At 41.1% G+C, this 12,174-nt stretch carries 12 protein-coding genes; 9 read left to right on the top strand and 3 right to left on the bottom strand.

Translation table 11 applies throughout. The features are described from left to right. Positions 1-173 precede the first annotated feature (173 nt). Genes bioC through bioF form a run of 3 tightly spaced genes read right to left on the bottom strand, consistent with a single transcriptional unit; the run spans position 174 to position 2,936 of the window. Positions 174-1,001, bottom strand: coding sequence for a malonyl-ACP O-methyltransferase BioC (gene bioC / locus ACIQYG_RS13075; RefSeq protein WP_402838619.1), 828 nt, complete (start codon positions 999-1,001; stop codon positions 174-176). Continuing rightward, a complete protein-coding gene (locus ACIQYG_RS13080) occupies positions 991-1,740 on the bottom strand; it encodes an alpha/beta fold hydrolase (RefSeq protein WP_402838620.1) in 750 nt (249 codons plus the stop codon). Before ACIQYG_RS13080 ends, bioC begins: the two co-directional genes overlap by 11 nt. After that, positions 1,737-2,936 carry an 8-amino-7-oxononanoate synthase gene (bioF, locus tag ACIQYG_RS13085; RefSeq protein WP_402838622.1) on the bottom strand — a complete coding sequence of 400 codons (1,200 nt, stop codon included), beginning with the start codon at positions 2,934-2,936 and terminating at the stop codon, positions 1,737-1,739. The genes ACIQYG_RS13080 and bioF overlap by 4 nt, the downstream gene beginning before the upstream one ends. 420 nt (positions 2,937-3,356) lie before the next feature. Between bioF and ACIQYG_RS13090 the strand changes: the two genes are divergently transcribed. From ACIQYG_RS13090 to ACIQYG_RS13130, 9 genes are all read left to right on the top strand, one after another. After that, positions 3,357-4,196 carry a YitT family protein gene (locus tag ACIQYG_RS13090; protein WP_402838624.1) on the top strand — a complete coding sequence of 280 codons (840 nt, stop codon included), beginning with the start codon at positions 3,357-3,359 and terminating at the stop codon, positions 4,194-4,196. Between the two features lie 153 nt (positions 4,197-4,349). After that, a complete protein-coding gene (locus tag ACIQYG_RS13095; protein WP_034305959.1) occupies positions 4,350-4,535 on the top strand; it encodes a hypothetical protein in 186 nt (61 codons plus the stop codon). 360 nt (positions 4,536-4,895) lie between these two features. Continuing rightward, the gene (locus ACIQYG_RS13100; protein WP_402838625.1) at positions 4,896-6,185 is read left to right on the top strand and encodes an ABC transporter substrate-binding protein; all 1,290 of its coding nucleotides are present in this window, start codon (positions 4,896-4,898) and stop codon (positions 6,183-6,185) included. Positions 6,186-6,334: 149 nt separating this feature from the next. Further along, entirely contained in the window at positions 6,335-7,195 is an 861-nt protein-coding gene (locus tag ACIQYG_RS13105; protein ID WP_076370709.1) for a carbohydrate ABC transporter permease, read from the top strand. Next, positions 7,195-8,013, top strand: a complete 819-nt coding sequence (locus tag ACIQYG_RS13110) for a carbohydrate ABC transporter permease (protein WP_402838629.1) — start codon at positions 7,195-7,197, stop codon at positions 8,011-8,013. Before ACIQYG_RS13105 ends, ACIQYG_RS13110 begins: the two co-directional genes overlap by 1 nt. A 57-nt stretch (positions 8,014-8,070) precedes the next feature. Beyond that, positions 8,071-9,105 carry a LacI family DNA-binding transcriptional regulator gene (locus ACIQYG_RS13115; protein WP_402838924.1) on the top strand — a complete coding sequence of 345 codons (1,035 nt, stop codon included), beginning with the start codon at positions 8,071-8,073 and terminating at the stop codon, positions 9,103-9,105. 226 nt (positions 9,106-9,331) lie between these two features. Then, complete coding sequence (locus ACIQYG_RS13120; RefSeq protein WP_402838631.1) at positions 9,332-10,060, top strand: ThuA domain-containing protein; 729 nt, start codon at positions 9,332-9,334, stop codon at positions 10,058-10,060. Positions 10,061-10,073: 13 nt separating this feature from the next. Next, complete coding sequence (locus tag ACIQYG_RS13125) at positions 10,074-11,096, top strand: Gfo/Idh/MocA family protein (protein WP_402838633.1); 1,023 nt, start codon at positions 10,074-10,076, stop codon at positions 11,094-11,096. Positions 11,097-11,113: 17 nt separating this feature from the next. Beyond that, positions 11,114-12,154, top strand: a complete 1,041-nt coding sequence (locus tag ACIQYG_RS13130; RefSeq protein ID WP_402838635.1) for a Gfo/Idh/MocA family protein — start codon at positions 11,114-11,116, stop codon at positions 12,152-12,154. Positions 12,155-12,174: the final 20 nt, after the last annotated feature.

The raw sequence follows: 12,174 nt of genomic DNA on the forward strand, positions 1-12,174 counted from the left end.
CGTAAAATGGCCGCCGCCTCTCCAAAGGAGTTAGGAGAAGCGGCGGCCTGAATTGCTTGACTGGGAACCTGGCTAATTGACAGTAAGCGGCTGAAATACTAGTCGTTACTATATATGAACGGTCTGCAATTATGTATAATATTTTGCTTGTATCCCAAATGCTTATCTTCGGATCAATCATGTTTTTCCATCTTTAAGAACAAACAGTGATAGGTTGCTTTCACACCTGATTCGTTTCGGTATTCTGCTTCGTATATGTTCATTAACTCTCGAAAAAAGGATGGGCGCTGGCAGTAGTTTTCTTTGTTGCTGTTAGCTGCGCCAATCTTTTTAATAGAAGTGAAAAATTCACGTACTGTCTGAAAGTACTCCAGTTCAAGCTTTTCTATTTTTGTTATCTCGATTGGAACTGCTGCTGGATAGGGGATTGCCGCTTCACAAACTTGGGATAATTCTTCCAGAGTGTAAAACATTTGGCCTGGTGAACTATCCATGGATAGTTGAAGCTTTTCTTTCGCATGTTCATATGACCGATGAAGCTCTTGAAAGGTATCTATTCCGAACGTTGAAAATATCAGGCTTCCTTCAGCCGTTAATCGTGTACACAGTTTTTCAAGGGTTGCAGGAAGATCATTCAGCCATTGAAATGTTGCATTGGAAATAATCAAGTCGTAATTTTCATTTAGCGCCATTTCTTCGATGTCCGTACATAAAAATGTAACACGGTCTTCCTTTGTCATTCCTTTTGCTTTTGCCACTTCAACCATTCCAGGTGCCAAATCAACAGCCGTAATAGCGGCATTAGGGAATGTTTTGACGAGTAACCTGGTTAAGTAACCGGTGCCGCAGCCGATTTCAAGAATATTGATTTTATGATTGGTGTTTTTTTGAGGAAGCAAATCCACTAATTGCTTTGCCATGTTTTTTTGAACATTGGCATACGCATCATATGTTTTCGCGTGTTCACTGAACCGCTTGCTTAACAATCGTTTATCTATCATGAACGTACTCCTTTTGAATAAATGTTTTTATATGCTCCATACATTCCTGTGGTTTTGTGAAAAATGGAATATGACCAGCCCCTTCGAGAATACGAACCTCGGCTTTCCCACCCAAATTCTCTTTAATGAAAGATGAGGCTTCAAGTGGACAAATGTTGTCTTCCCTCCCATGAAGCATTAAAAAGGGGGCTTCAATCCGGTCTAGTCTTGCTCGAGCATCTTTCTGAAGTAAATAATCCAAACCAACCAGAAGTGAAGACACATCATCGCCATGAAACTCGTGTTGAATTGTCTTGATGAATTGATGATAAAAACCTGCTTCTTTTTCAGCATCGGAAAACATTGCTTCATAGAAAGAAGTCAAAGTCTTCTCTTTATTGCGCTGCAGTTGTTTCTTCATGCGCTCGACCATTCTTGGATTCCAGCCAAATGAATAATTTTCTCCTGTAGTGAACCGACTTGTTGCGCCAAAAAGGATAAAACCTTTTATTTTTTCTCGAAACGAACTTGAAAGTTCAAGTGATACTAGTGATCCTAATGACCAGCCCAATAAATAAACAGGACCATCGATGGAAGCGATTGTGTCTATGACCCGTTCATCAAAGTCATTTAGTGCCTTCATATCTCTCCAGTCTATAAATGAAAGGTGAAATGCTTCTGACAGCGGTTTGATTAACGGTTGAAACGCATCTTTTTCCATTCCCCAGCCAGGAAGCATGACTAAATTCGGCCGTTTCATTCAATAACACCCATTTCTTTTCCAATGATCGAAACTTTTTCAACTGCCCAATCAAGATCTTTTTTATCGTGAAGAGCTGTTACGGTAAACCGGATTCTTGCCTCATTTTCAGGAACGGTCGGCGGCCTCACAGCAATGGCCGCAATTCCTTCTTTTTGTAAACGTGCTGCAAATTCCATCGTTTTTTCGTTTTCCCCGATGACGATAGGAACAATTTGTGAGCGGCTTCCGCAAATATTAAATCCGTTATATGTGAGTTCTTTTCTAAAGTGTTCTGAATGTGTTCGGAGCAATGAGCGGCGTTCTGGTTCTTGCTGTACAAGTGCAATCGCTGTTTTTATAGCACCGAGTATGGCCGGGGGAAGTGCAGTTGAATAAATGAATCCGCGCATGCGATTTTTTAAATAGTCGATGAGCCATTTTTTTCCGACAACATAGGCCCCGAATGAACCGAGCGCTTTACTGAATGTTCCCATTTGGATATCAATTTTATTTTGAAGATGGAGATGACTGGCATAGCCTTCACCGTTTTCACCGTAGATGCCGCTTCCGTGTGCTTCATCTGTCATCAACAGTGCGTTATAACGTTCCTTTAACCGAACAAGGTCTTCAAGAAAAGCGAAGTCACCATCCATGCTGAAGACCGTATCCGTCACGATTAATTTACGTGCTTCAATCGGTGATTTTTTTAAAAATGCTTCTAAATGAGCTAAATCATTATGCCGATAGCGTATATGCTTTGCACGGCTTAAAAGAGCTCCATCTACAATGCTTGCATGATTCAATTTATCGCTGTAAATAATATCGTTCCGCGACAGCAGGGTTGAGATAATTCCAAGGTTCGCGTTATATCCACTGTTGATGATCAGTCCTGCTTCGGCCTTCTTCCAATTGACAAGAGCTTGTTCCGCTTGCTCGTAAAGAGGATGATTGCCAACAATTAAACGTGAAGCCGTTGCTCCTGCACCATATGTATGTACTGCATCAACCATAGCCTTTTTCAGCCGCTCATCTCCTGCATATCCTAAATAGTTATTAGAAGCTAGATTAAGCATCCTGCACCCGTTGATCGTAAGCCAAGGCTGTTCGGCACATCCGGTTGATACGAGTTCACGCTTTTGAGAAATCTCTTCTAAATGAGCCAGTTCTTTTTTTATTTTTTCTTCCCAACAAGGTAATTGTTTTTCACTGTGCATGGCCATTCTCCTTTTTATATGTTAACTAAAATTAGTATAGGTTAACATATAAAACATTCTAATTCTGACTCAATGAAACTGTCAAGGTTGAAAAGGGGCATGAGAACAAATTAATAATCCATTAATCTGGGAGAAATCAAGGGTCGAAAAAAGCTTGTTGGTTATTTAGATCCAAGCCAGGAACATGTAGCTAACCATAAAAAAGGTTTAACCGGGAAGCGGTTTTGTTAAGCTAATAGCTTAGTGAAAATCAGTGCCTTTGTATGTATTAAGCTCGTTCATTGAAGAGAACCTAATTTCCAAGGTAGTCTTTTTGTTAAACCTTCAAATCTTTGAAGGATTAAATGGAATTCCATGTTACTATAGAGCAGTGAAATTAACCAATTCACATTAACCATTACATAAAGGAAGGGTATAAATATGAAAAAGATTTCTTTAGATGTTTTCTTTATATTAATAGGAGCTTTTATTTTCGCTTTGGCAATAAATCTTTTCGTCATTCCCAATGAACTTGGCGAGGGAGGGGTCACGGGGATAACCATCATTTTATTTTATCTTTTTGAATGGTCACCAGGGCTGTTAAGTTTGATCATTAACGCTTTCCTGCTTATCGTCGGTTATAAATATTTGTCGAAAATGACAACGGTATATACAATCGTAGCCGTTGCATTCAATTCACTTTTCCTTCATTTAACCGAAAATTGGACGATATCTTCAGATGAATTGGTCATCAATGCGATATTTGGCGGGGTTTTTGCCGGTGCAGGAATTGGCATGATCATTCGTGTTGGAGGCACTACTGCCGGTACGACGATCCTTGCCCGAATTACGAATAAGTATTTGGGGTGGAGCTTAAGCTACGGACTTCTGTTTTTCGATTTAATCGTTGCGTTCTCATCTTATTTCATCATTGGTGCAGAAGGTCTGATGCTCACTATACTAATGCTTTATATTGGAACAAAAACGATGGAATTCATCATTGAGGGATTGAACCCGAAAAAAGCGATCACCATCATTTCAAAAGAAGCGGACCAGATTGCAAAACAAGTAACCGAATTGATGGACCGGGGGGTCACTGTTTTTAGCGGTCATGGATACTATACAAAAGCATCCAAGGATATTTTATATATCGTTATAAGTAAGCAAGAGGTTCTGAAGTTAAAGAGGATAGTGCAGTCAACCGATAGCAATGCTTTTATAGCCATACATGACGTTCGGGACGTATTTGGTGAAGGATTCCTGGATATCTCGAAGTCATGATGTGAATAAGGTATTGGCGAAATGAAAAGGCCTATTAGGCTTTTTTATTTTGCATTGAAAAAAATCTGTAAATTCCGAATAATTCGTTATATTATGTAAGGAAGAAACCACACACCCTGAGGAGTGCAGCCATTAAATGTGGAGGTGTCCAAGATGATCCTTTTAAAAGTGGATGACAGAAAGTTTGGGAAAAGCAATATCAAGTACAGTGTCGTTGATAAGGAAACGAATGAATTGATCATTAGTGGTGTGTTTAAAGAATTTGGACAAGCAAGCGATAAATATTATGAATTGAAGGATGAATACGGTCCTTCCAATGTGAAGATGATATTGAAGTGAAAAGAAGGGGACCGTAGGGTTTCCCTTCTTTTCGTATAATGCCAGGATGAAAATGCCCGTACAATAAATAATCGGATAAAGGAATAATCAAAGGTTTCTGAATCATATAATTAGATTAAGAGAGTTCTCAACATCCTTTTTTTACAATATACTACAATTTTATTGTAAAGTATGGAATTTGGTGGTAATATAAAGCGCATAAATGTAAACGTTTGCAGTGTATTTGTGAGGAGGTGATGTAAAAGAAGTATGATAGACTATGAATTTTATAGAATGAAGGGCTTTTATTTTACTAATTTTATGCAAACGTTTTCTTAAAATTGCATGAATATTATGAGAAAAAGGGGAGAGTGGGTAAGCATGAGGCGTAAAAAATGGTACGGGGGAATTCTTACTGTTTTATTAATTTTTAGTGTGATTTTGGCTGGATGCTCTTCTTCAACTGGCGGAAACAGCGACTCAAAAGATGTCGTTACGCTGGATATATTTCAATTCAAGGTAGAATTCAAGTCGCAATTCGAGACATTGGCAAAACAATATGAAAAAGAAAATCCAAATGTGAAGATAAAGGTATCGACAGTCGGCGGCGGAAATGATTATAAATCAGCCATTACGGCAAAGTTCGCTTCAGGTGAGGAGCCGGCGGTTTTTAACATTGGCGGACCCGTGGATGTCGAACAATATAAAGATAGATTAACAGATTTAAAGGACACGAAGGCCGCTGCTGCAGCACTTGACGGTACTTTGGATGGCGTGGAAGAGGACGGGCAAGTCCTTGGACTTCCATTTAACCAGGAAGGATACGGCTTGATTTATAACAAACGGATATTTAAAGAAGCCGGAATTAATCCTGATGAAATTACAAGTTATGAAGCCTTAGAGGCGGCAGTTAAGAAAATCGATTCACAAAAAGACAAATTGAAAATCGATGCAGTTTTCGCTTATCCGGTTAAAGAGAAGTGGGTGACAGGAAACCATTTATCCAATGTATTCTTATCTCCGGAGTTTGATGGGAATGTGTTAGAAGCAAGCAAGGCACCAACGGTTAAATTCACGGATGGTGACAAGTTTAAACAACTGGTCGATATCCAAAATGAATATTCCGTCCAGCCGACAGCAAGCCTCGATTACTCGCAACAAGTGGAAGAGCTGTTCTCACTTGAAAAGGTTGCGATCATACAGCAAGGTAACTGGGTGTATAACACAGTCTATGATATGGACCCTGAGTTGGCTGAAAAGGGAATTGGCATCATCCCGATTCCAAATGGAGACAATGCAGGCATGCCGGTCGGCGTACCGAACTATTGGGCAGTGAACAAGAAATCGGATGAAAAGGTACAGGAAGCAGCGAAGAAGTTCCTCGATTGGATGTATACATCCGAAGAAGGGAAAAAAGCCGTTTTGGAAGATTTTAAATTCATTCCTGCTTATGAAGGATATGATGTAGAAAAAATTGCCGATCCAATTTCAAAAGAAATTTATAAATACTCCCAAGAAGGAAACACGATTGGGTGGGTGTTTAATGGATATCCGGTCGGTTGGAATGATGATCTTGGAGCAAGTGTCCAAAAATACGTAACTGGTAAATTGACTTGGGAGGAACTTGTCCAACAGAACATTAAAAATTGGGAGAAGATTCATAGCAAATAAGTGGTGGGGAAATGCAAGTGACCAATCGGCATGAAAAGTGTGTCGATTGGTTGTTCCTTATTATAGAAAAGTCGCAAAGGGAATCATCAAATAACCCAGTCATGATCTAAACCCATTAACTATTAAATCATTCAAGGAGGTCGGTTTCGTTGAGAAATCGGGATGCCGCATATTGGCTGTTTTTGACACCTGTTCTTGCTGCACTCATTTTGGTTGTGATCGTGCCACTCATCTACGGTTTTTATTATTCCTTTACGAATTGGAACGGTTTAGGGACACCGGATTTCATCGGTCTTAAGAATTATATGGACTTGTTTACGGATAAAGGGTTCCTTGATACATTTTGGTTCACCATTAAATTTTCCGTAGCGGCAATTGTGGTAATCAATATCATCGGATTAAGTTTGGCTCTCATCGTGACTTCGAAAATTAAATCAAGCAACATACTGCGGACAGTTTTCTTTATGCCCAATTTAATTGGCGGCTTGATTCTCGGCTTTATTTGGCAGTTCATTTTTATTAAGGTCTTCGGTGCGATTGGTGATTTGACTGGGATCGAAGCATTTAATGGTTGGTTATCTACGACTGATACAGGTTTTTGGGGGTTGATCATTTTAACGTCCTGGCAAATGGCCGGATATATCATGATCATTTATATCGCCTATCTGCAGGCAGTTCCTGAAGACTTGATCGAAGCGGCAAAAATTGATGGAGCTAACAGTTTCCAGCGTTTTCGCCATATAACTTTTCCACTAGTGGCACCTGCTTTTACCGTCAGTTTGTTTTTGACGCTTTCCCACTCGTTCAAGATCTATGATCAAAATCTCTCTTTGACGAACGGAGCTCCCTATAATTCAACTGAAATGGTTGCGATGAACATTGTAAAATCCGCCTTCACCGAAAACGATATGGCATATGCACAGGCAAAAGCCGTTATCTTTTTCGTAATCGTGGCGGTCGTTTCGCTGACACAAGTCTATTTCAATAAAAAACGGGAGGTTGAGCTGTAATGAGGGGAAAATGGAAATTGTGGCTGATTGGATTCATCGGATTCATTTTGGCCATATTATGGCTCACCCCGTTTTATTTAATGCTTGTCAATGCTTTTAAAATGAAACGGGATATATTTGCCGATACATTGGGACTGCCTGAAACCTGGACGTTCGAAAACTTCATTCAAGCTTTCGAGCAATTGGATTTCCTCCGGACTTTATTCAATTCTTTATTGATATCGGGCGTCAGTGTAGCCATCATCATCATTTTTTCTGCGATGGCAGCATACGCTCTTTCCCGAAACAAAAGTAAAATAAGTTCCCTGCTTTTCTTTATATTTGTAGCAGCCATGCTTATCCCGTTTCAGTCTGTGATGATACCGCTCGTTGCCCAATTCGGTCAATTTGGGATGCTGAACAAGGCGGGACTGATTTTCATGTATTTAGGTTTTGGCTGCAGTCTATCCATATTCCTATATCATGGTACCTTAAAGGGCATTCCCCTCTCACTTGATGAGGCAGCAAAGATTGATGGTGCAAACCGCTTTCAAGTATTTTGGTATATCATATTTCCATTATTAAAACCGATGTCCATTACAGTTGGGATCTTAAATGTCATTTGGATATGGAACGACTATTTGTTGCCATCCCTTGTTATTGGCGGTGCGGGATCGGAGACCATTCCACTTAAATTGTTCTTCTTTTTCGGTCAATATACGAAGCAATGGCATCTTGCCTTGGCTGGACTTACTTTATCCATCATTCCAGTCATCATTGCGTACTTTTTTGCTCAGAGGCAAATAATCAAAGGAATTGCTGATGGAGCCGTTAAATAACTATTTAAATATAGGGAATATTAAACCATGTGCGGTGAACGGGGAGTGTTGATGAAATTGTCTGTTACTATAAAAGACGTTGCCAAAAAAGCGAATGTCGCTCCATCAACGGTATCGCGTGTAATCCATAACAGCCCGACAATCAGTGAAAAGACCAAGCGCAAGGTACGCAAGGTATTAAAGGAAATGGGCTATCATATGAATGAAAATGCCCGGAACTTAGTCACGAAGTCAACTAAGGCAATTGGGATCGTCATGAAAAGTTCGGCAAGGGAATCACTTTATAATCCTTTTTTTCCAGAAGTGATCCGAGGAATCGGGGATTTCTGTAATAAAGAAGGGTACAGTCTTTCTCTGACAACCGGAGAGACGGAGGATGCCATCTTTGAGGACGTCGTGAAAATGGTTCAGGGCAGAAGAGTGGATGGCATGATTGTTTTGTACTCTAAAAAAGACGATAAAGTGGTGCCGTATTTATTAAAGCAGGGCTTCCCGTTCGTTTTGATCGGGAAGCCAAGTACGAACATGAGCGGTATCACATTCATTGATAACGATAATGTTCAAGCGGCCAGGGAAGTATCGGAGTTTGTCATCAATCTTGGACATGAGCGCATCGCCTTTTTAGGGGGCAGCCCCGAGTTTGAAGTGATCCAGGACCGCCTGACAGGCTTTCAACAAGCGATGGAACAGGCTGGGTTGGATGTGCGGCAGGAATATATCAAATTGATTCCTTTAAATCGAACGGATGGAATAAAGGCGATTGACGAATTGCTGGAATTGAAAGAGGCACCAACCGCTTTTTTGGTTATGGATCTTTTATTGGGTGTTCTTTTACTTGGAGTGTTAGCCGAAAAGAACTTGAAAGTGCCGCATCAAATAAGCGTCGTCTGTTTTAACCACTCAGAATTCATAGAATTTTTAAGTACGCCGCTGACAACGGTTGATATCCATACGTATCAGTTAGGGTATGAGGCGGCAAAATGCGTGTTCGACCTAATTGCAAATCCGGAAATGATGGAAAAGAGCATCAGTATTCCTACCAAAATCATAAAGGGGGAGTCGCATTTTGTTGCTGAAAAGGAAATTAAATGAAAAATGTAGAAATGTTTTACCAATTAAAGCTTGATTTTTGCTAACATGAATTTACAATATAGATTATCACTATTATTTTTGAAAATTCATACATTCTAAAATCAATAAGTATGTCCTTATATTTTGATCACGCCTAACGCAAACGTTTGCGTTATGAATAAAGAGGTAATAGTTAAAATACAAAGCAAGTTGCCGTGAAATGATTCTTGAATGGAGGAGGTTGTTCATGAGAGTCCTTGTATGGAATGAGTTTCGCCACGAGAAAACAAAGCCTGAAGTAGCAAAAGTATATCCGGATGGTATCCATGGTGCAATTGCCGGCTTTTTACAAAGTGAACAGGTCGAGGTGACGACTGCTACTCTCGATGAAGAAGAGCACGGATTAACCGATGAAGCATTGAAACGAACCGATGTACTACTTTGGTGGGGGCATGTTGCACATGATGAAGTTCAGGATGAAATCATTGCAAGGGTTCACAAGCGAGTACTCGAGGGAATGGGCCTCATCGTCCTCCATTCTGGTCATTTTTCAAAGATATTCAAACGATTGATGGGAACGACTTGCGATTTGAAATGGCGGGTGGCGGATGAAAGGGAACGGCTCTGGGTTGTCGATCCGAATCACCCTATCGTTGATGGAATCGGAGAATATATAGAGCTTGAGAAGGAAGAGATGTACGGGGAACATTTTGATATTCCTGCACCAGATCAATTAATATTCGTCAGTTGGTTTGAAGGCGGGGAGATATTCAGAAGCGGTTGCACATATCAGCGGGGAAAAGGGAGGATTTTCTATTTCCGTCCAGGACATGAAACATATCCTACCTACCATAATCCGGAGATTCAACGAGTAATTAAGAATGCCGTTGATTGGGTCAAGCCGGAATTTGGGATCATAACGAACTATGGTAAAGCCGAACCGTTGGAATCCATCTCATGCAAAGAGATGAAGTGAAGGAGAGAACAATATGGGCAAAGTGAAGGTAGGAGTCATTGGATGCGGGAGTATCGCAAAAAACAGGCATTTTCCGGAGTATGAATCACATCAGGAAACGGAGATCTTTGCCGTTTGTGATATTGTGCCGGACCGGGCGAATGCAGCAGCACAAAGGTATGGAGCGCAAGCATATACTGATTATATAGAACTTTTGAAGAATGAGGAGATTGAAGCGATCAGTGTATGTACACCGAATTACCTGCATGCGCGCATCACGGTTGCGGCCTTGGAAGCGGGTAAGCATGTCCTATGTGAGAAACCAATGGCTACTTCTTTAGTAGACGCTGAAAAAATGAATGAAGCAGCAGCGAAAAGCGGCAAAATACTAATGATTGGTCATAATCAGCGTTTTGTTCGCTCACATCAAAAAGCGAAACAGCTTATTGAGAGCGGGGAGGTAGGGAAGGTCTATAGCTTCAGGACGGCTTTTGGACATTCCGGGCCGGAAACCTGGAGCGTGGACGGACTGGAAAGCTGGTTTTTTAAAAAGGATCAGGCAGTCATTGGTGCAATGGGCGATTTAGGTGTTCATAAAGCTGATTTATTACGGTATATCCTTGGAGAAGAATTTGTTGAAGTGGGAGCCTTTGTGGAAACGACTGCCAAGAAAAATACAGACGTTGATGACAGTGCGGCCTGTATCCTCCGGACGGAGAGCGGTATCATCGGGACTCTTACCGCCAGCTGGTCTTATGCAAAAGAAGACAATGCTACGGTCATTTATGCGGAAAAAGCGGTATTGCGCCTTGAAGACGATCCGAAATACTCACTGATCATCCATCATGACAATGGAAAGACCGAAACCATCCAATTAGGAAGCATCCAGACTAATGACTCAGAAGGACAACATGATTCCGAAGTGATCAGCCACTTTGTAAAATGTGTGATGGACAATGAGGAGCCACTTGTCTCGGGAGTTGAAGGATTAAAATCATTAAAAGTCATTCTTGGCGCGATGGAATCAAATGCATCCCGAAAAATCATCCGCTTATAAAGGGGTTAAAAGTCATCATGTACAAATTAAAAATGGGTATTATCGGTGCTGGCGGAATTGCCCAAAAAAGGCATATCCCAGCTTTTCAAAAATTTCAAGATAAAGTGGTTTTATACGCCATTCAGGATATAGATGAAATGAAGGCGCGGGAAGTGGCGCGTGAATTTCATATCGAAAAGGTTTTCACCAATTATAAAGAAATGTTTGCTGAAGTGGATGCTGTTACGATTGCAACGCCAAACAAGTTCCATGCGGAGATTTCCATTGCTGCCCTGCAAGCGGGTGTACATGTGTTATGCGAAAAGCCGATGGCCATTACAACCGAGGAATGTTTAGCAATAACCGAGGCAGCGAATATATCTGGTAAAGTGTTATCGACTGCATATCATTACCGCTTCATGAAGGAAGCCCAGGCTGCAAAGAAAATGATTCAAGCCGGTGAAATCGGTGAACCATATGTAGCGCGTGTACAGGCAATAAGGCGGCGCAAAGTCCCGGGCTGGGGGGTTTTTACAAGCAAGGAATTACAAGGCGGGGGAAGCGTGATCGATTACGGCTGCCATTTGCTTGATTTGGCATTATGGCTGATGGATGACCCAGAACCGATTGAAATCGTAGGTTCGACATATAATTATGTCAGTAAGGGTGTCGATCAAGTCAATTTATGGGGGAATTTCGATGCCTCGGTATTCGAAGTTGATGACCATGCCACGGCATATATCAAATTTGCCAATGGAGCATCTCTATTATTCGAAACATCTTGGGCCGCGAATATCCGAGAAGAAGCGACTGTTTTGAGTTTATCCGGAACGCAGGGCGGACTTGATGTGTTCCCGCTGGTCTTGAATCAGGCTAAGCACGGCATGCTTTTAAACAGTGAGGCAGTATGGATGCCAGGGGAGGATACACCAGACCTGCAACAGGCAGAGAACTTTATTAATAGCTGCCTGGGGTTGGCAGAACCATTGGTAAAACCATCGGAAGCCATGAAAGTTTCAAAAATAATCGAAGCCATTTATCAAAGCTCGGCAAGTGGGAAGGTCATGAGCATAAATTAATGAAAAGGTGAGGTGGGGCA

The organism is Peribacillus sp. NPDC096622 (genome assembly GCF_044762665.1).
Lineage (GTDB): Bacteria > Bacillota > Bacilli > Bacillales > DSM-1321 > Peribacillus > Peribacillus frigoritolerans_B.

What these genes read in the sequence shown, in the direction of transcription:
- bioC (WP_402838619.1), bottom strand. Translation starts at nt 1,001, where the DNA reads ATGATAGATAAACGATTGTTAAGCAAGCGGTTCAGTGAACACGCGAAA.
- ACIQYG_RS13080 (WP_402838620.1), bottom strand. Translation starts at nt 1,740, where the DNA reads ATGAAACGGCCGAATTTAGTCATGCTTCCTGGCTGGGGAATGGAAAAA.
- bioF (WP_402838622.1), bottom strand. Translation starts at nt 2,936, where the DNA reads ATGCACAGTGAAAAACAATTACCTTGTTGGGAAGAAAAAATAAAAAAA.
- ACIQYG_RS13090 (WP_402838624.1), top strand. Translation starts at nt 3,357, where the DNA reads ATGAAAAAGATTTCTTTAGATGTTTTCTTTATATTAATAGGAGCTTTT.
- ACIQYG_RS13095 (WP_034305959.1), top strand. Translation starts at nt 4,350, where the DNA reads ATGATCCTTTTAAAAGTGGATGACAGAAAGTTTGGGAAAAGCAATATC.
- ACIQYG_RS13100 (WP_402838625.1), top strand. Translation starts at nt 4,896, where the DNA reads ATGAGGCGTAAAAAATGGTACGGGGGAATTCTTACTGTTTTATTAATT.
- ACIQYG_RS13110 (WP_402838629.1), top strand. Translation starts at nt 7,195, where the DNA reads ATGAGGGGAAAATGGAAATTGTGGCTGATTGGATTCATCGGATTCATT.
- ACIQYG_RS13120 (WP_402838631.1), top strand. Translation starts at nt 9,332, where the DNA reads ATGAGAGTCCTTGTATGGAATGAGTTTCGCCACGAGAAAACAAAGCCT.
- ACIQYG_RS13125 (WP_402838633.1), top strand. Translation starts at nt 10,074, where the DNA reads ATGGGCAAAGTGAAGGTAGGAGTCATTGGATGCGGGAGTATCGCAAAA.
- ACIQYG_RS13130 (WP_402838635.1), top strand. Translation starts at nt 11,114, where the DNA reads ATGTACAAATTAAAAATGGGTATTATCGGTGCTGGCGGAATTGCCCAA.